The sequence below is a fragment of the Sodalis sp. RH16 genome (assembly GCF_047324245.1).
Lineage (GTDB): Bacteria > Pseudomonadota > Gammaproteobacteria > Enterobacterales > Enterobacteriaceae > Acerihabitans > Acerihabitans ligni.
In genome coordinates this window covers 5,124,675-5,144,401 of sequence record NZ_CP178737.1, presented here as the reverse complement: position 1 = coordinate 5,144,401, position 19,727 = coordinate 5,124,675, and the positions used below count along the sequence as shown (strand labels likewise).

General features: G+C 49.1%; 19 protein-coding genes. 18 read left to right on the top strand and 1 reads right to left on the bottom strand.

Going from position 1 to position 19,727, the window contains the following annotated elements:
* The 17 genes from ACL2XJ_RS23455 to ACL2XJ_RS23375 all read left to right on the top strand — a co-directional run bounded on the left by ACL2XJ_RS23455 (position 1) and on the right by ACL2XJ_RS23375 (position 16,913).
* Positions 1-357, top strand: a complete 357-nt coding sequence (locus ACL2XJ_RS23455) for a hypothetical protein (RefSeq protein WP_413724654.1) — start codon at positions 1-3, stop codon at positions 355-357.
* A gap of 15 nt (positions 358-372) precedes the next feature.
* The gene (locus ACL2XJ_RS23450) at positions 373-810 is read left to right on the top strand and encodes a hypothetical protein (protein WP_413724653.1); all 438 of its coding nucleotides are present in this window, start codon (positions 373-375) and stop codon (positions 808-810) included.
* Positions 811-819: 9 nt separating this feature from the next.
* Positions 820-1,230, top strand: a complete 411-nt coding sequence (locus ACL2XJ_RS23445; protein WP_413724652.1) for a phage tail terminator-like protein — start codon at positions 820-822, stop codon at positions 1,228-1,230.
* 6 nt (positions 1,231-1,236) lie between these two features.
* On the top strand, positions 1,237-2,178 hold the full coding sequence (locus ACL2XJ_RS23440; RefSeq protein WP_413724651.1) for a phage tail tube protein: 942 nt from the start codon (positions 1,237-1,239) through the stop codon (positions 2,176-2,178).
* A gap of 40 nt (positions 2,179-2,218) precedes the next feature.
* On the top strand, positions 2,219-2,665 hold the full coding sequence (locus ACL2XJ_RS23435; RefSeq protein ID WP_413724650.1) for a phage tail assembly chaperone: 447 nt from the start codon (positions 2,219-2,221) through the stop codon (positions 2,663-2,665).
* A gap of 47 nt (positions 2,666-2,712) precedes the next feature.
* Positions 2,713-2,916, top strand: a complete 204-nt coding sequence (locus tag ACL2XJ_RS23430) for a hypothetical protein (RefSeq protein ID WP_413724649.1) — start codon at positions 2,713-2,715, stop codon at positions 2,914-2,916.
* 42 nt (positions 2,917-2,958) lie between these two features.
* Complete coding sequence (locus ACL2XJ_RS23425; protein WP_413724648.1) at positions 2,959-6,588, top strand: phage tail tape measure protein; 3,630 nt, start codon at positions 2,959-2,961, stop codon at positions 6,586-6,588.
* Between the two features lie 12 nt (positions 6,589-6,600).
* Complete coding sequence (locus ACL2XJ_RS23420) at positions 6,601-6,933, top strand: phage tail protein (RefSeq protein ID WP_413724647.1); 333 nt, start codon at positions 6,601-6,603, stop codon at positions 6,931-6,933.
* 75 nt (positions 6,934-7,008) lie between these two features.
* Positions 7,009-7,341 carry a hypothetical protein gene (locus ACL2XJ_RS23415; protein WP_413724646.1) on the top strand — a complete coding sequence of 111 codons (333 nt, stop codon included), beginning with the start codon at positions 7,009-7,011 and terminating at the stop codon, positions 7,339-7,341.
* A gap of 9 nt (positions 7,342-7,350) precedes the next feature.
* The gene (locus ACL2XJ_RS23410; protein ID WP_413724645.1) at positions 7,351-8,043 is read left to right on the top strand and encodes a hypothetical protein; all 693 of its coding nucleotides are present in this window, start codon (positions 7,351-7,353) and stop codon (positions 8,041-8,043) included.
* An 87-nt stretch (positions 8,044-8,130) separates the two neighbouring features.
* Positions 8,131-8,835, top strand: a complete 705-nt coding sequence (locus ACL2XJ_RS23405; protein ID WP_413724644.1) for a phage minor tail protein L — start codon at positions 8,131-8,133, stop codon at positions 8,833-8,835.
* A gap of 9 nt (positions 8,836-8,844) precedes the next feature.
* Positions 8,845-9,588 carry a C40 family peptidase gene (locus ACL2XJ_RS23400; protein WP_413724643.1) on the top strand — a complete coding sequence of 248 codons (744 nt, stop codon included), beginning with the start codon at positions 8,845-8,847 and terminating at the stop codon, positions 9,586-9,588.
* Positions 9,525-10,112, top strand: coding sequence for a tail assembly protein (locus ACL2XJ_RS23395; RefSeq protein WP_413724642.1), 588 nt, complete (start codon positions 9,525-9,527; stop codon positions 10,110-10,112). Before ACL2XJ_RS23400 ends, ACL2XJ_RS23395 begins: the two co-directional genes overlap by 64 nt.
* Before the next feature lie 57 nt (positions 10,113-10,169).
* Positions 10,170-13,364, top strand: coding sequence for a host specificity protein J (locus ACL2XJ_RS23390; protein WP_413724641.1), 3,195 nt, complete (start codon positions 10,170-10,172; stop codon positions 13,362-13,364).
* Between the two features lie 41 nt (positions 13,365-13,405).
* Complete coding sequence (locus ACL2XJ_RS23385; protein ID WP_413724640.1) at positions 13,406-15,610, top strand: prophage tail fiber N-terminal domain-containing protein; 2,205 nt, start codon at positions 13,406-13,408, stop codon at positions 15,608-15,610.
* Positions 15,610-16,422: a hypothetical protein gene (locus ACL2XJ_RS23380; RefSeq protein ID WP_413724639.1), complete on the top strand. Its 813-nt coding sequence runs from the start codon at positions 15,610-15,612 to the stop codon at positions 16,420-16,422. The genes ACL2XJ_RS23385 and ACL2XJ_RS23380 overlap by 1 nt, the downstream gene beginning before the upstream one ends.
* 107 nt (positions 16,423-16,529) lie before the next feature.
* Positions 16,530-16,913 (top strand): RND transporter, encoded by a 384-nt coding sequence (locus ACL2XJ_RS23375; RefSeq protein WP_413724638.1) that lies wholly within the window; start codon positions 16,530-16,532, stop codon positions 16,911-16,913.
* 128 nt (positions 16,914-17,041) lie between these two features.
* On the opposite strand, the gene ACL2XJ_RS23370 is transcribed toward ACL2XJ_RS23375, so the two are convergent.
* Positions 17,042-17,626, bottom strand: coding sequence for a trypsin-like peptidase domain-containing protein (locus ACL2XJ_RS23370; RefSeq protein ID WP_413724637.1), 585 nt, complete (start codon positions 17,624-17,626; stop codon positions 17,042-17,044).
* An 821-nt stretch (positions 17,627-18,447) separates the two neighbouring features.
* Here ACL2XJ_RS23370 and ACL2XJ_RS23365 point away from each other — a divergent pair.
* Entirely contained in the window at positions 18,448-19,611 is a 1,164-nt protein-coding gene (locus ACL2XJ_RS23365; RefSeq protein ID WP_413724635.1) for an acyltransferase family protein, read from the top strand.
* Positions 19,612-19,727: the final 116 nt, after the last annotated feature.

Genomic DNA, 19,727 nt, shown 5'->3' with positions numbered 1-19,727 from the left:
ATGGCCGAATTTTATCCCCGTATGCAGGCGACGACCACCCGACTGCTGACGAAGTACGGCAAAACGATGTATCTCGAACGCGCCGGCACGTCCGTGATTGATCCGGTGACCGGCGATGCCACCGCGTCGCCGCCGCAATCGCTGCTGGTGACCGGCATCGTTCAAAACTTCAACCGGATTGAGGTCGACGGTACTCTCATCCTGGCTAGCGACAAAAAAGTCACCATCACCGCGGCGACTGCGCCGCTGAATGGCGATTTCCTGCAAGACGGAACGACGAAATGGCGGATCATCAATATCTTCGATAAAACGCCGGCTGACGTGACGCTCTGTTATCAACTGCAAGTGAGGCGCTAAATGGGTGGATTTTCAATGTCTATCGGCAAATGGGCTGGCGATACCATTCAGCGCACCGAGAATGTCGGCAAGCAGGCTGCAATCGCGCTGTTTAGTGGTGTCATCAATGATACTCCAGTAGATAAAGGAACTTTACGGGCCAATTGGCAGGCAACGGCTGATTCTCCAGCGGCAGGGCAACTTACTGATACTGATATTAGTGGAGCGCAAACCGTCGAAAAGATGACAACAACCGTTAATGGCTTGGGCCAAGACTTTACCGCTTATCTGACAAACAATCTGGCCTATGCGCCAGTCGCCGAATATGGCGAATGGAAGGACAAGGAAGGTAATCCGGCAAACGGTCCGAAAACCGTTAATGGTTATTCAGTCCAGACGCCTGCTGGTATGGTTCGTCGCAACATGTCCCGCATCAACACCATCCTCAATAAGCAGATGATTCTCATCAAATAGGATTCAGCCATGAAGGACATTTCATCCGCTCTGCGCACGCGCATGATAGCGGCGGCCGCCGCATTGTCTTTGCCGGTGGCGTGGCCGCTGGAATCATTCGACCCGCCGGATGGCGATTATCTCCGGTTCTACTTTTCGCCGGCGGGCGATGATGCGCTGTCGTATGGGCCGGGCGGACTGGATTCGATAAGTGGCTTTATCCAGATAGACGTTGTCTGCAAAATCCGCGCTGGCGTGAGCGGCACCATACTGGCCATATTCGACACGCTGCGGGCGCAGTTCAAAATCGGGACCGTTCTCACCTACAACAACACCCGCGTCACTATCAAAAACCGCGACTACACCGATCCGCAGTCTCAAGATGGCTGGGCGGTCGCTCATCTGACGTTTTACTGGTCATCATACGAAACACGGAGTTAAAAAATTATGGCTATGATCACTGCCGCCGGCGCCAAACAGGTTGATTACTGGATGGTGCCTGAAGTCGTTGAGGGCACGACCCCGGCAACGCCCGCATTTGTCCGCATACCGAAAACACCTGGCGAATTGACGTTGACTCGCGACTCGCTGAGTTCGAACCAGGTCAGAAATAACCGCAAAACGTTATTCTCTGGCCGTGGCTCGGAAAGCTCTTCCGGCACGCTGAATACCGAATTTGCTTACGCGGATTTCGATTATCTGCTGCAAAGCCTGCTGTTTAATTCGTGGGTTGAGGATGTTCTCGTTATCGGCGCCACCAAAAAGCCGTTCACGATTGAGCGCAAGCAGTCCGACATCAACACGCTGCGCCGGTATCCCGGCTGTCTAGTCAATACGCTGGCATTGACCGCTACGCCGAACGCCATCGTGACGGCTGACTTCGGCATCATGGGCGCGTCGGTGCTCTATAACGCAACGCCGATCACTGGCGCGACCTACACCGAACCGGCCAACAACGATCCGTTCGATTCCACCGGTGAAAACGCCACGCTTACCGCGACCATTTTGGTGAATGGCGTCGCCAGCAATGCGGTGACGTCGGTATCGCTCAATATGGATAATGGCATTTCTCAGTCGCATGTGTACGGTCAGCGCGGCGTCGCGGCCAGCGGCTCAACCAATGCGGCCACAACCGGGTCGATCACGTTCTTGTACCAGGACGAGGATTTGTCGCAGATGTTTTACGACAATGCGGATATCTCGCTGGAGTTCACGCTGAGCGGCGCGGCCGGCGCGTATACGTTCCTGCTGCCACGCATCAAATTCACGTCTGAGGCATTGGCCGAGGCCGACGCATTCCAGGCGCTGACGTTCAATTTCACAGCGTTCGAAACCAAGGACACCAATATTCTGCTGCAAATCACCCGCGTTCCCGTAGTGGAAGCCTAATCGATTGCCCGGGTATCGCCCGAGCCTAATGGAGTTCCAAATGAAATTAAGTGATTTCGCCACCCGGTCAGAAGCCAATGAAGGCAAAAAGCTGTTCCTGTTGCTGCCCGACGGCACACCGACCGAAGAATATTTGCTGGTGCGCGGCATTGATAGCGACGAATTCCGCGCCGCCAAGACCGCAGCGAGCCGGGCTGTGTTCGAACTGACCAAGGCACAATTGGACGACAAAGCCTTTATCCGAAAATTCGACGAGGACGCCGAATTCACCCAGTTTCAGGCGCTCGTCATCGGCTGGTCGCTGGATGAGGATTTCACGCCGGATAATCTCAAGCTGTTACTCACCGAATCACCGTTTATCAAAGAGCGCGTGAATAATTTCACTGCCAACCGCGCGGAGTTTTTCAAAAAAAAGCCTCCGGTCTCGTCCGATACACCGCATTCCAGCGAAAGCTCGACAAAAAGCAAAAAGACGGAAAAAGCCTAAGAGAGCATTACCACGCCGCGATGAAGTTAGGCATCACGCCAGATGCCATGGTTAATCCTCCTGATTTGCCGGAGGGAACTGGCTACCTGTGGGGCTGGTTCATTGACCTGATGCGTGGGTCCGGCGGCGAGCTGACGTTTTCCGAAGTGAAAGCCTGGGCGGAGTTAACCGGTAACCGGCCGACGCCGGCGGAAATCGAGATCATCATGGACATGGCCTTCGAGGTCATGAAAGACATTCCCAAGTTATAAGCCCGGTGCTCGCCGGGCTTTTTATCGCCCGGAGATAAGCACATGCCGCAAGAAACAGGCAGCTTGATAATCAAGGTTACGCAGGATGGCGTAGCGAAAGCGGCTGATGCTCTGGGAAACCTGACTGCTGCGAGTGTGGCAGCAGAGAACGCCGCTGGCAGTCTTGCCAGTGAAATGGCCACGACCAATACGGTATCGCGTACTGCCGCTGCCGGCGTTGATTTGTATACGCGCCAGACAGCGCAGATGTCGCGGTCAACTGCTGTCGCCTCGAAAAGCATTAATGGTGTTACTGGTGATTTGGCTGCGCAACAAGCGGCTATGGCTTCCTTGCTTGGCAAGATTGATCCGGTGGTCGGTGCGTATGGCCGCTTGGATGAAATGGAAAAACAGCTCAAGGGCTTTAGTGTCGCCGGGTTGATTGGCGGTGAAGATCTCGATATCTATACCGCAAAAATTGATGAACTGCGAACCAAGCTCGAGCAAGCGGCGTTCGCAGCGACGGCAGCAGGCCAAGCGCAAGCCAAAGCGGCGAGAGAAGCCGCGGCAGCAGACAAAGCAGCAGAGACCGCAAAAACTTCCCTCATTGAAAAATTACGTGAGCAAGTTGCGACATTCGGAATGAGTCAGGCGGCCATGCTTGAATATCAAGCCGCCCAACTTGGCGTCTCAAAAACTGCTGGTGCCCTGATTAGTCAACTGACTGAATTGCAAGAAAAGCAACATCAAGAGGCTGAAGCGGCCAAAGCAGCAGCGCAAGCACAAAAAGAAGCTGAAGCCGCCGACCGCCAAGCTGCTGCATCCAAGGCCGCGTTCATTGCCAGATTGCAAGATCAGGTAGCAACATACGGATTGAGCAAATCCGCTTTAATGGAATACAAGGCGGCTCAGTTAGGTATCACTGAAGAAGCGGCCCCGTTAATTGCATCTATCCAAGCCCAGGAAGCGGCGGAAGCAAAAGCGGCAGATCAGCGAAGTGCAGCCGCTATCGCCGCGCGAGGTTTGCGTGATGCGATAAAGCAAATGGAGGCGGAAGAAAGACAAGCAGCCGCTGCCACGGCTGCTGCTGCAGCTGAAGAAGCAAAAGCACAGGCCGTAAAGGATAATTTTGTCCAAGGCTTGCGCGAGCAAACCGAAACAATGGGCCTGACCACGTCCCAACTGTTGGAATATAAGGCCGCGCAATTAGGCGTAACTGCCGAGGCCGCCCCTTATATCCAAAAATTGACGCAACAAGACGGCACGGTCAAGGCCGCTACCTTAAGCTCCAAGCAATACGCCCAGGCGTTGCGCTATCTACCGATGCAGATCACTGACGTCGTGACGTCACTTGCATCGGGTATGCCGGTATGGCTGATAGCCATTCAACAGGGCGGGCAGATTAAAGACAGCTTTGGCGGTATAGGCAACGCGGCAAAAGCACTGATCAGCTTTATCAACCCTGTAACGCTGGGACTTGGCTCGGTGGCAACTGTGGCCGTTGCTGTTGCTCTTGCATATAAGCAGGGTAGTGATGAAACGACCGCATTCAACAATGCCATCACCTTGACCGGCGGATATGCGGGCAAAACATCCGGCCAACTAGAAGACATGGCGAAGTCGATAAGTTCTTCGTTCGGCACGACTTCGGCATCCGCAAAAGCGTTGACTGCTGCACTATCAACCGGCGCATTCAGCGGCGACACGCTGCAAGAAATTGGCAAGACCGCAGTCGCCATGCAGATCACGACCGGTAGGGCGATCGATGACACGATAGCTGATTTCAAGAAGCTATCAGATGATCCACTTCAAGGGTCGGTTGCGCTGAATAATCAGTACCACTATTTAACCCAGGCCGTTTACGACCAGATCTATGCTCTTCAGCAGCAGGGTAATACCCAGGCAGCGCAGAAGGTCGCGGAGGATGCTTATGCGTCGGCCATGCAAAGCCGCGCATCGTCTATCCATGACAATCTGGGCCTGATTGAAAGCGGTTGGCAGGCCGTATGGAATACCGCAAAAGGCGCTTGGGATGCGATGCTTGGAGTCGGGCGTGAAAAATCTTTATCTGATTTGCTGGCCGACGCTCAAAAGGCGGCGAGCGGACAATCCGGAAAGTTGACCTATACCGGCGGTCCCCAAGCCCAGGGTAACGTTACTATATTGCAAAAGGCGCTAGACCTTCAGACGGATACCGTTGCAGTACAGGCCAAGGGTCAGCAGGCACAAGATAAGGCTATAGATTCCCAAGCAAAACTTAACGCCTTACTTCAGCAAACCGCAACAAATGCTCAAATAAGAGCTCAAAAGCAAAAAGAGTTAACTGATTTGCTGGCCAGCGGTGCTAAGCCCCAGAATGGAATGACTGAGGCTCAAGCGCGGCAAGATATTAACGAGAAATACAAAGACCCAGCAGTACCGAAAACCAAGGCTGTTACCGACAATCAAGCCACGCGCATGCTACTGGAAATGCAGGGCCAGGAAGCCTCTCTGCAGGGCCAGGTTGAATCGGAAAGCAAGCTGGGAACATGGGAGCAGAAACGACTTGCGTTCATTCAGTTGATCGCCGACCTGCAAGGCAAGACCATCCTCACAGCAGATCAGAAAAGTCTTTTGGCTAATCAGTCCGCTCTTGAGGTGGAATTCGACAAGCTGACGGCACTGGAGAAGCAAGCCAAACAGCAGCAGGACATTATCAAGTTACAGGAGCGCGCCGCGCAGCTCAACGACACCATGGCATCGGCTTATTCAAATGCCGGCGATCAGTATGCCCGGCAACTCAATGCTTATGGAAAGGGCGATATTGAGCAGCAGCGCACCAACGACACATCGAGCATTTATAGGGAGTACCAGCGCTATCAGGAACAGCTTGATAAAGGCACGCCTGCGGATGCGCTTAATTCTGACGCGTACAAAAAGGAAACGGCTAATATCAAGGCGCAGTTGGATGCCCGGCTGAAACAGCAGAGCGATTATTATGCTCAGTTGGATGCCCTGCAAAGCGACTGGACGAACGGCGCCACTTCCGCATATCAGAACTACATCGATTCGGCCAAGGATATTGCCGGCCAAACGAAAACCGCTTTCACGGACGCATTCAGCGGCATGGAAGATGCGCTGGTCTCGTTTGTCACAACCGGTAAGCTGAATTTTTCCAGCTTTGCCACGTCAGTCCTGAATGACTTGGCACGGATCGCCGTCAAAAGTGCTGAATCCTCGTTCCTGCAAGGAGTGGTCAGCATTGCGTCCGGCTTATTCGGCGGGGCGGCATCTTCCTCGGGCGCCAATGCGGGCACGGCAATTTCTAGTAGCGCCAATCAAAGCCTTAGCCTCAACGCAAAGGGCGGCGTTTACGACTCGCCAAGCCTGAGCGCTTACAGCGGGCGCGTGGTTGACCGGCCGACGCTCTTCGCATTCGCCGCCGGCGGTGGCGTGATGGGCGAGGCTGGGCCGGAAGCCATACTACCGCTATCCCGCGGCTCGGATGGCTCGCTGGGCGTTCGTGCCAAAAGAGGATCCGCCGCAACCGTGGCCTTTGCGCCGCATATCGAGATGAACATCGATCAGCGTGGGAACACGAACGACCAGCAACAGCAGAATAACAACGCTCTCCTGAAGGGATTAAACGGCTTGGTGGATGCAAAATTGGCTAAATTCAAAATGGAAATGCAGCGGCCCGGGTTCAACAATTAAACGGAGCGTGGTATGTACGAGTTTAAATGGCTACCCGACCAGGACAATTTTACCGGTACAGCCACGCCGCTGGTCAGGGTGGTGAGCTACGGCGACGGTTATGAGCAGCGCCAGAAAAACGGCATCCATCATGACCTGCGCTCATACTCGCTGACGTTTACCGGCGAATGCAAATATGTGGATGAGATAGAGCAATTCTTGACAGACCGCGGGGCCGTCGAGGTATTCACCTGGAAGGCGCAGGACCAATGGATTAACAGGACATTCAAATGCGCAACCTGGACGCGCACCATAAATGGCTTGTGGGAAACCATTACGGCCACGTTTCAAGAGGTTGTTGCTTAGCGCCCTCATGATTTGCGTTGTTTTGCGCAAAGCCGGTGATATGCTGTTGCGAAATGTCACCGGCGGGGATCGCAGATGAAAAAAGCATTATTTTTACTGATAATCTTCATGGCAGCAGGTTGCTCCATGTCATCCATTGAAAGCAAAAAACCAGTATTAGACGCCAAAACTTCAAAAACGCCGAGAGAATATGCCCTATGCCTGGCGCCCATTTGGCAGCAATACAACCCAGCCACTACAAGCATAGAAACCGCGACAGGATATAGGATATCTGCGAGTGCTACCTATAACGGCGTGATTGCATTGACGGTTGTCGATAGGGCTGACAAAGGCTCAACGGTTAGAACGCATTTGCAAGCGGATTGGATGGCTGGTGATTGGCTCAAGTCAGCACGTAATTGCCTGTGAGTTGCCACCATGAGCGCGCGGGAATTACTCAAAGAAGCCACTGAGCTTAAAAAACTGAAAGAATATGATTGGGCGTGCAAATCGCTTAGATTGGCTTATGTGTCTGCCGATGTTGATGAATACATAACGCTTAAGGATCGCCTTCGCCTACCAATGTATCTGCAACTTGCAGGAAAGAATGATGAAGGGTGGAGGGAATTAAATATACTTGCTGAACACACTAAAAATTTTCGTGATCAGGCAGATATAAACAATCAAATGAAAATTTTTTTAAGAAAAGAGGGTAATATTAAACAATCCGTAATTCATGGTGTTTATGCGTTTATTCTTGAAGTGATTGACAAAAAGCAATATATAAGAAATTTAGAATATTCAGCAGACCATCCAAAAAAAATCAATGCTGATGATTTAGATTATGAGTTGATGATCTTATTTGATGAAGGCCGTGATATTCACGCATATACTATCAATGGTAGCCCAATATACGATTGCTCTTTTAAATTTATCCGTGAAGACCTTTATAAAATGCTAGATGTACCAACAATGACAAAAAGGTTTGACAAACTTCTTTCTGGAAGTAAATTGAAACTTTCTGGAGCTCAGCTAGCAATTAGAGTTTTATATGAAATAAAATACTTCAGTAACAATACATTATCATCAATTTCAAAATTCTGTTTTGCTAATCACATCATTCCTGATTAGAGATTGCATGGCAGGATATTAAAATAACCACATTTTAGAATCATCACAACCCGGCCAATGTGTCGGGTTTTTTATTGGGGGTAATCCATGCGTGACATTCCTGATTCGATGCGAATCGACGTCACCCAAATTGAGCAGCCCGCCCTTTTGGAATTATTTGAAATCGATTTGACTGAATTCGGCGGAGACATTTACCAGTTTCATTCTGGCCTGAATGGCCGCCGACAGCCGATAGTATGGCAAGGTGAAACTTATAGGCCCTATCCGGTAGAGGCATCAGGCTTCGAGGTGAGTGGCACCGGTACGAGCAACCGGCCAACGCTGACCCTTGCCAATATCAGCGGGTTGATAACCGGCATCAATCAGGACTATGACGACGCCGTGGGCGCTATCGTGACCCGGCGCCAGGTGTACGAGCAGTACCTCGACGAGGTGAATTATTCCAATGGTAATCCGCAAGCAGATCCCACCCAAGAGTCCGTAACGCGATACGTGATTGAGCAGTGCTCCAATCTGCAAACTGAATTCGTTTCCTACACTCTTTGCCTGCCATCAGAAAGCGACGGCGCTTTGCTCCCGACGCGGACGATTCTGGCGGATGTTTGTCCATGGGTGTACCGGTCGGCGGATTGCGGCTATACCGGCGGCCCGGTGGCGGATGAATTCGACGTTCCGACATCCGATAGTAGTAAAGACAAATGCGGCAAACGCCTGGGCTCTTGCAAGCTTCGGTTTGGTAGCACAGGCGTTCTTCCTTTCGGCGGCTTCCCGGCGGCAAACAAGATCAAATAGCAGGACCCCATGATAGAAAATGACATTTTGGCTCACGCCTCGGCATGCGCTCCGGCAGAATGCTGCGGTTTGGTGGTGAATGACGCCTACATCCCTTGCAAAAACATAGCCGCTAAACCGCAAGCCACCTTTGAAATCAACCCAGACGACTGGTCAGCCGCCGAAGATAAAGGCGACATTCTGGTGGTGGTGCACAGTCACCCCGGAGGAGTTCCGTTTCTCAGCGAAGCGGACCGGATAGCGCAATGCCGATCGGGTTTGCCTTGGTGGTTGGTGTGCGACGGCGCCGTCCACAAATTTCGCTGCGTGCCGCCTTTGCTGGGTCGCAAATTCGAGCATGGCGTAATGGACTGCTACACGGTCATGCGCGACGCCTATCACCTGTGCGGCCACGATTTACCCGACTTCGACCGGCAAGACGACTGGTGGGCTAACGGGCAGGATTTATATATCGAAAATATGGAGGCTGGTGGATTTATCCGGCTGGCCGCTGAAGACGAAATACAGGTTGGTGACGTCTTTTTGATGTGCCTCGGCACCACCGGCCAGCATGTCCCAAAGGCCAATCATTCCGCCATCTACATCGGTGATCAATTCATTCTTCATCAGCGCCCGAATACCCTGAGCAAACGTGATGTTTACGGCGGGTATTGGCAACGCTTTACGCATTCAATCTGGAGGTATCAAAAATGGCGACAGTCAGATTTTACGGGGATCTCAAACGATTTGGCAGCGAGTTCCAGCTCGATGTAGAAACTGGCGCGGAAGCGCTTCGAGCTTTGCTTATCCAGATACCTGGACTTCGACAGCACATCAGCGAGGGCCGTTATAAGGTTCGCGTCGGGGAGAAACAACTCACCATGGATACTCTGGATAAAGGGATGCATGCCCGATTGAAGCGGAAAACAGAAATCCGCATTACGCCGGTTGTCGCCGGCGCGAAAAATGGTGGGCTATTCCAGACCATACTTGGCTCGGCATTAATCGCAATTGGTGTTGTGGTCACTGGCATGACTTTTGGGTCCGCTGCAGCGGTAGGCGGCGCGCTGATTTCTGTTGGTATCGGCCTTGCTGCCGGCGGCGTTGCTCAGATGCTCACTAAGACGCCCAAAACCAGCACCTCATCGAACGCTGACAATGGTACTGCCAATAACTACTTCTCGTCCCTTGAGAACGTTGTCGGCCAGGGCGATCCGGTCCCGCTGCTCTATGGCCGTATGCGTGTTGGCTCGCACGTCATTTCCCAGGGCTTAATTACGGATGTGACCAGCAGTTAATTCATGCGCGATTTTTATTTGGCTCGCTTCGGCGGGCCTTTTTTATGGGAGTAGTCCATGGGCGGCAGTAGCAGCAGCGGCAGCAGTCACACGCCGACAGAGCAGGCGGACAACCTAAAATCCAAACAGCGCCTCCAGATTATCGACCTGATATCGGAGGGGCCGATTTACGGCCCGGTTGACGGTCTGAAGTCATTTTATCTGAACGACACGCCCGTCCTTGATTCCAACGGCAATGCCAATTTTACCGGCGTCGATGCCGAATGGACTTCAGGAACGCAGGACCAGGCGTATCTGGCCGGCTATTCGGACGTTGAGAACGAAATCGGTGTCAGTACCGAATTGGTTTACGCCACGCCCATCGTAAAGACCGTGACCGATACGGATGTCAACCGTGTGCGGTTAACCGTAGGCGTTGATTCACTGCTTTCGCAGGACGATGACGGCGATTTGAACTATGCCACAGTCCATATGCAGATCCAGATACAAAACACTGCAGAGGGCTGGGACACGGTAGACAACATTACCATCACCGGCAAAACGACCAGCCAATATCTGGAATCGCACATCATCAATGCGCCCGGGCACACGCCCTGGTCTTTCCGCCTGGTGCGCCAGGAAGTCGACAGCACATCAACCAAGCTGCAAAACGGGACTTATTTCAGCAGCTACACGGAGATTATCGACGCGAAGCTGAGCTATCCGAACAGCGCCATAGTCGGGACGACAATTGATTATACCGGCCAGTTCAGCGGCATCCCGGTCAGAACCTATGACATGAAGGGGCTGATTGTTCAGGTTCCGAGCAATTATGACCCGGTGGCCCGCACGTATGCCGGCTTGTGGAACGGGACTTTTCAAAACGCCTGGACGGATAACCCGGCATGGGTTTATTACGACCTGGTCACCAATACCCGTTATGGCCTGGGAAAACGCCTCGGGCAGTTTGGCTGTGATAAATGGTCCCTGTATGCCGTTGCGCAATTCTGTGATGTCCTGGTGGATGATGGTTTCGGCGGACAGGAGCCACGATTTACCTGTAATGCCTACATCACCGACCAGAGGGCGGCCTATGACGTCCTGAACGATTTAGCTTCTTCTTTCCGGGGGATGCCTATCTGGGACGGTCTGCAAATGACCGTAGTTCAGGATAGACCTGTTGATCCGGTATGGCCCTATACCAATGCCAATGTAGTCAATGGCACGTTCAAATACGCCTCCAGCGCCCGTAAGGCTCGGCACACGGCGATACAAGTCAGTTGGGTCAATCCGGACAATGATTGGGCTTCGGACATTGAGTATGTCTCAGATGATTCGTTGATAGCCCGCTATGGCCTGAATGTAACGCAGGTGACGGCATTCGGCTGTACTTCCCGGGGTCAGGCGAACCGGGTAGGGCGGTGGATCCTCAAAACGGAGCAGCTCGAAACGCAGACTGTCACTTTTGACGTGGGTCGGGACGGACTCAACAACCTGCCCGGCGACATTATTACCGTGGCGGACAATGACTATGCCGGCGCCCGCATGGGTGGCCGCGTCATAGCATTCTCAGGAACGTCAGTTACGCTCGATGCGCCTGTTGAAATTGCGCCAACTGAAACAGCCTATTTTTCCTATCTGAACGATGCGGCCACCATGGTGAAAATCCAGATTGTCGCGCCCGTTTCAGGTAGCCAGATAACGCTGGCCAGCGCGCCGGCCGGGCTGCGTAAATGGGGCATTTTCACTATATCGAAAAGCAGCCTAGCGACCCGGTTATTCCGCTGTTTGGCAATAACCGATAATGTCGATGATGGCACATACAGCATTACCGCGTTGCAGCACGACCCCAACAAACAGGCTGAAGTTGACCTGGGCGAACAGTTCAATAGCCCCACCACGACGCTCTATGGCAGCGCTATTCCGGCCCCGGAGCATATCGCCATCGATGACTCCGTAGCGAACGATGTTTACCAGATCCGCATTACCTGGGATACGGCAAAAATCTATACCGGCATCACCTTCAACCTGAAACTGGTTCGCCATGACGCCGGCGGCGATGTGGTTGTGTTGAAGGCAAACACGGCTGACATGCAATACACCGTCGGCAACCTGTCGCTGGGGAGCTATTCGGTATTCATTCGAGGCATGAACGCCGCCGGCCAGCTCGGCGAAGAGTCCGAAGTAGATATGACCATTGGGCCGCCGCTGGCGCCGTCCTCGTTGTCGCTCTACAGCACGAACTTCAGCATCAAGATTGTTCCGGTCGTTGATGGCGTGGTGACGCTGGGCACCCGGTATCAGTTCTACCGCGGCGCGAGTCAAAGCGAAGCTCTCGCCATGGCGAACTATGTCGGACAGGGCTATGAATTTCTGGATGACGGCCTGACGCCGTTAACGACCTACTGGTACGCAGTGAGGGCCGTTAATAATGTCGGACGTTCGGCCCTGGTGACCGGCAGCATCGCTACCAAAAAAGACGCTACGGATATCATGACGGTCATCAGTGATGCCATTCCCGATATCGAATGGGCGCGTGACCTGTCACAAGAAGTCGCGGTGAATACCTCTGCTGTTGGTCTGCTGTCTGACCGCGCCTATCTTGTGGTGAATAACGAGGGGAAAATATCCGGCATAGCGATTTCCACATCGCCGGGGTCGTCGGTTGTCGATATTTTGGCAAATTGGTTTGCCGTTACCGACCCGAGTACATTACAGCGAAAACTTTATTGGGATGGCAATAATAATCGTTTGGTAGTGAATGGAGAAGTCAATGCTATAGCGGGCACGTTCCAAAATGTCACTATTGCGCAGAATTGCAATATTTTAGGGACATTGACCGCTGCTCAAATATCAGGAGGTACCGCAGCCAACTCCAGTATGGATTTAACCGGCGTTTCAGACCCGAATGGTAACGCCACTCATGTTGGAAATTTTTATAAATCTTTAATTGCAAACCCCTATGTGAATCGAGTCCTGACTATCGTCGGCCCAATGAGCATAGGCGCTTCAGCCAACGGGCCAGGCTCATTATCTGTCGAGATATTCGCCAATAACGTCAGTATTGGTTCTGCAACAATCGAAACTCCCTATTTTAATGCCGAGGCCAGTTCGGCCAATGGTGCTTTTGGCGCATCCGTCACTGTGCCAGCAGGGACGCAAATGGACATCAGGATACAAGTCTCAAAAGTAGACCGCGGCACCATGATTGCCGGTCCTGCAATATTAGTTGCTTGCCGGGATACCGGCGGCGACTGGTCAGCACAAACCTAAAATAGGCCCACTTCGGTGGGTTTTTCATTTGGAGTCAATTCATGACCGTAATCTCTGGCGTATTAACCGCGCCTGACGGCAGCGCTTTGCCCAGCGTTAGCATTAATTTAAAAGCATTGGCGACCTCAACGGCTGTTGTCGCCCAGCTCGAATCGGAAACCGTAACGGACGCCAACGGCGATTATTCTATCTCGGCAGAAGTCGGGCAGTACCAAGTCACAATATCAGCTTATGGCCAGCCTGATAAACTGGTGGGGAATATTCAAATCTTCGTCGATTCGGTCAACGGGACGCTGAATGACTTCCTTACCACGCCAGGCGAAGACGCATTAACGCCGGTTATTGTGGCGACGGTTGAACAAATGCGGGCGGATGCTCAGACCGCCGCCGCTGATGCCATTGCAGCAAAAGCGCAGGTGCTTGCTGTTGGCGATTCAGTCGTTGGTCTAGGGAATGTCTATAAAACAATGCTCCTAGCCCAGGCTGCTATAACCGCCGGGACAATTCCAAATAATGGGTTATTCTCAACCATTTCAACCGATCCATTGCAGACCTATGCCATCTGGCAAAACGTCAACGGCACGCCGACGGCTGTGATTGACCCGTCAACTGGCGCTCAGAAAACTTACCCATCTGGTGCTGCGGTGGATGCGGTGGCTGAAAGTGTGGTAAATATAACTCCATTAAATGACTCTACTAAATTCAGCATATTAGACTATTCTGGAGAATATATTTTTGGTCCAAAATATGATGACGTGACAACGGATCAGAATGGTAATATTTTGTATGGGACGATCGGAGCTAAATATTATAATTACATGGATAGTAATTTTTCATTGATTTCTGTTAAGGCGATTAAGGTAAACGGTATTGAGCTGGATGTTTCAGGAATATTGCCATCCGTTGATAAGGAAAATCTAGAGTCCCTCAGTTCAAGCACTGCTTATTCTTCAGGCGGAGGAGAATATGCATTTAATCCTAAATCATGGGTAGTGTTGGACGGCGCAGGGAACGTTATTTTTGACGTCGATGATTATATGGTCCGTTCTGCGTTATGGGATATTGCCTATCAAAAATCACAGGAGATAACACCGCAAGTAACCAATCCCCTTGCGCCATTCTCTGATGTTGATTCGTCTGGCAAATCACAGGTTTTTGTCTACAATTTTAAAACAGGGATTCAAACGCAGGTGACGTCCGGCAGCAGTAACGAGACAAATTCTCGTCCCGACGATTTGGGCCGCATTGTCTGGCAATCGGACAGAACTAATCCTCCTCCAGGCGGGTTGTTTTATGCCGCGCTTCCTGATTTGACTCCTCATGCATATATTGCTCGCAAAGCCATCGTGGGCTGGGGGCACAGTTTCATAAATCAAGGCCCATTTTTAAACCGGATACATGCCCTAACCGGATTGCCTACATATAATTTCGGACTGTCCGGGCAAACCAGTGACGCAATCGCGGCCAGACAAGGGGGTGTTCCGACTTATTATGCTCCTGTAGGAGGATCGATACCCGCATCCGGTTCTGTTACGCTAACACCGGCTGTGCCAGGACCATCTCGATCATTGGCGGCACCGATTGATTTAAAATGTAATCTTGCTGGTGTTGACGGGACTTTTCATTGGAGCGGAACTGCTGCAACCTTTACACGATTAACCGATGGTTCTGCCGTTAATGTTTCTATCGCTGTTCCACTATATGTATACCCCATCACGACTACTAATGTTTTTAATAGTATAGCGTCAGGTATTCAGTATGATGATCATGATGAATCTATTAATATATTTCAAATCGGACGGAACAATATTACTGAATTTGATACTATCATGGCAGATGCTAGAGGTATGGTGAAATATATAAAAAATATAGGACAAAAAATAGTATTTCTTGGTGATTTTAACGCTTCATCCGAACCAACTGGATCTGCGGGATTTATCCAAGTTCATACATTGAACGATGCTTTAGCAAATGAATTTCCTGACATATATTGTCAAGTAAATGATATAGACCTTTTGCAAAATTTTAATAACCACGCTAATCCCAACTCTCCAAATGACATGGCTGATGTTGCTGCCGGAATAACACCGAGATCGTTACGGCAAGATAATTTACATCCATCATTAGCATTATCAGGCGGTGCTGGCAGCGGGGCATCATTAGACCCGACTTACGCATTGGAAATCGGCGCGAATGTAAATGCTGATTATACCGTTAACTTTTTTCAAAATATGGGGTGGTTATAATGGGAAGAATCGAGCAGCTTATTGGCGTTACCGCTAATACGGGCATAAAACTGTATCGTGATGTCTCTATTAATTCTGGAACCCAGGCGTTATTTGATGTATCAAGCGCGTGGGCAGGCGGCGCTGTGGGTGTGGCTGCTGGTGCGTCTATTAAAAGCCTATCGTTTGAAAATTCCGTCGCAACTTTTGCCAAGCCCCATACCTACGCAAATGGCGGCATGGTCTTTGCCGGGGTACAGGGAGATACTTTTGATCTTCCCGATGTGGCCGCACCGCAACCCGGCGACACACATTGGATGATTACCGCTTGGCTAAAAATAGCAAACTTTGGTGTAGGGACAGCTGGAAATGGCAACAACCAGACGCTGAGTTTTTCTACCGTCGCGAATAATTTAGCGACATCAGCAATGTTAACACTTGTCCCATCTCCTGTAGCTGGAGCGACCCCAACCAGCATATCGCTATTTGTGAGGGGTAAAAATTACGGTGGCTTGGCATCGCAATTGGGCCAGCTTTACAACGGTAACTTGCATCAACTTAGTATTGAGTTTCAGCTCAGTAGTGATGGCACTCAGCAACAGGTGACAGTATACATTGATGGTTCAGTCGTCTATGCGTCCGGTTACGGATCAGTTGCCGCTACCGTTCCATCCGCGCCGACGAGTAAATATATCGGTGCCTCGTCCACATTCCTTATGGCTTGGTCAGGAGCATTTTATAGGTATCGCAAAGACGATATGACAATGTCTACGCTAACAGCATCACAAATTCTATCGGCTGATTCTAGTTCCATCAATGGGCGTTTTTCATAGCGATATTTTTCCCGCGTCTGCGGGCAAAACGATTGTCATCAAAATTTTTTCGTGACATTTTGTCCTAATGCCATAATGTGTAAAGAACACCATACAGGAGGCAAACAATGCAGATTAAGAAAAAAATCTTACTTATATTCTTGCTTACACCTTTCTTGCGCTTCGCTTATGCAGCCGATTGCCAACCCAATGAGATAGGTGGATCATTTTGCATCAACGATGATGGTACGACGTCAGATAGCATGCCGAATGAATATGACGGACAGGATACGCTATCTAGCGACGGTAAATGGACAAGTACAATCCAAAACTATGCCGGAGAGGATGATTCTAACGATAGTCAGGGCACAGGCTCCAGCACTGGCAATAATTCTGTGTCAAGTCCAAGCTCAAGTGGCCCTGGCATAGCAGCTTCAAACGACGGCAGCCCTAACTCTCTGTCAAGTAGTACCTTGGGCGGCTCAGTACCTTATAACTATTCACAAAATTAATTACTTTTAAACAGCTACTTTCACTTATCTATCATTGGCTTAGCTTTAAACAGGCTTAAAGTCCTTCAGATTTTTGGTCAAAAAAGCCGGGTTAGATTAAGCATAAATATTTCTAAAAAATTTATTCTTTAGCTTCGTGTTTCCATACTGAGCCAATTGGAAATTTCTTGGTAAGGAACAAATATGGTTTGATTCCTTTCAGGATGGGTTGCGGTAAATATTCCTACTACCTTACCGTTATCGGCATAGACCGGACCACCGCTCATACCTTGTATACCGCCCGCGCTACTGAGAGCAACGTAGCAGCTCTGTTTTGGCTTGTCCCACCAGCCAAACGCGGCTATAGCGCCGGAGGACGAAGTGGGCTCGATAGTATAGGCGTTATAGCCATACATTTTGACATGCTCTCCCGTAGTGGCTGGGGCCAATTGGGGAATGGACTTGCCATGATTGTCCTGATAGATCAGCGCCACGTCGCACAGAGGATTGTAGGCTTTAACCTCTAACATCATTATCCTGGCGACATGACCCGCTGTCAGACTGTAATTTTCCGTTATCGGGAAACTTGAACCCACCGCGCCGGCCAGGACCGGGATCCCAATGAAGTGTAAATCGGCTTTCTGCTGGGCTTGTTCGTCAACATGATACTGTCCCACCGCACTACACGCTGCAAGTGTGACGCTAATAACAGCAATCATCAGATAATAAGACATAATCGAAAAACCTTTAATCTAAAGCGACTTCGTCACCGGCTGGTAAACCCCTTAAAGTGGGATTTTCCTTGGTTGCCGGAATGCAGAAACTAGCTGTGGTAAAGGTCATCCAGACTCAGAGGGCTTAATAGTAGATAGGTAAAGAGGCTTATTACGGTACAGAACATATAACAGTAGAGTCAGTGTGCATTGTGCTTAAAGTAGGGCCCTGATTCGCTCTGTTTTGTTAAATATAACGTAAATTTTTTTTTCGTCCAAAAAAATGATTATTTTCTAATCATACTTTAAGCGATCTGAATTAAGGACACATGCCAGGTAAGTCAGATCTTTGCGGGATACGGGTCGGTAGCTGGGGGCTCGCCTCAGACTGCTTTGTAGTTTGAGCATAGGCTGGGACGAGCGATGTCTGTCCTTGAAGATGATGACGTTAGAGGGTTGCAGTACAGGGCTTTCCAACATAGCAATCTACCATATTCGAGCAGTGAGATTGATGATGGGTAGGGGTGTGCTAGTTAGTATGCGTCAATCCTCGTGTTTTAGTCATATGCCTGCAAAATCCAATGGCAAATGATAGTAATTTTTTATGATTTAATGTGTTATAGAAGAGCAGTCTTTATAATATTTATTTTAATAGGACCAGTCAAATAAATTTTATTTTGTGTTTTCTATGGAGTTAAATGCTAAGTGATACATATAACTTATTAATTTACATAGAATTACTTTATCTGCTCTTTATTAAGATAAGGTAAATATATGTATCGTTTTGTGTAAAATGACTTTATAAAGATAGGGGAGATCAGCAGCTTACTAGGGTTACTATAATGTCATATTATTTTTTGCCATTATTTTTAATATCTGTTTTAACTGCTTTCACATTCATAACATTATACAATAAGTCTTTTCTAGGTATACAATTGCCGCATGGTAATAGAGACGGGTGTATTGATGGACTGAGAGGTTATCTAGCCTTGCTGGTAGTAGGTCATCACTACATGATAATTTACATGTGGTTACTGACTGGCAAGTGGGTACCCCCGAAAATTATTTATGCAAACAATATGGGAAGAATTGGAGTAGCTGTATTTTTCATGATAACGGGATATTTATTTATAGGGAAATTAATACGTGACAGAGATTTAAATTCGAAAACAAATTGGTATAAATTGTATTTTTCAAGATTTTTTAGAATAATGCCTCTGTATTTACTAGTTGTAAGTATTACTTTCTTCTTGGCGTTATATAAAACAAATTTTCTTATTGATTCAAATTTATCACGCCTCGCAATGGATATTATCAAATGGTTTTTGTTTGTAGGTAGTTCGATCAACGGTTACCAAGATACAATGCATATAAGCGCTGGTGTTACTTGGACATTGAAATATGAATGGGCATTTTATTTTTCATTGCCGGTGATATCCTTTTTCATAAAAAATAAATTCTGTATGTTTATAATGGCGATTAGCCTTTTAGCCATGTTCTTAATTAATAAGACATATTTTGGTTTCGAAAGCAGGTATGCAATATTTTTCCTATTAGGTGGTGGCATTTCTTATTTTAGATTTTCAGTCAATGAAAATATTCGCATGTTTTTATGCTCGAAAAAGTCATCAGTAATCGGTATCGTAGCAATTATGCTTGCTCTTTTATCAAGAGGTGATGTGACAAGAATAGACAATGTATTATTTGTGTTTATATTTTTCATACCCATAGTTTTTGGTAATAGTATATTTGGTCTTTTGTCAAAGCCGGCTTCAGTGATATTAGGAGAAATGAGCTATAGTATTTATTTATTGCATGGGGTTATTTTATTTATATTTTTTAAGCTGCTAATGCCGAAATTACCAGCATTTAGCGGAACTATTTACTTTTCGCTTATGCCAGCTATTTTTTGTTTAGTGGTAATTGCATGTACTATCACATTCAAGACCATTGAAAAACCCTTTATTTTTGTGGGAAAAAAGTTAAACACTCAATTGCCAAGTTGATAAAACGCTAAAAAGTGGGCCAGGGCCGGCTCTAGCGTCCGCAGCAAATGGAACCTAATGGAAACGAGCTCATCATACAGAAACAGCTAAATTCCTCTAGAACTCAATCCATTACG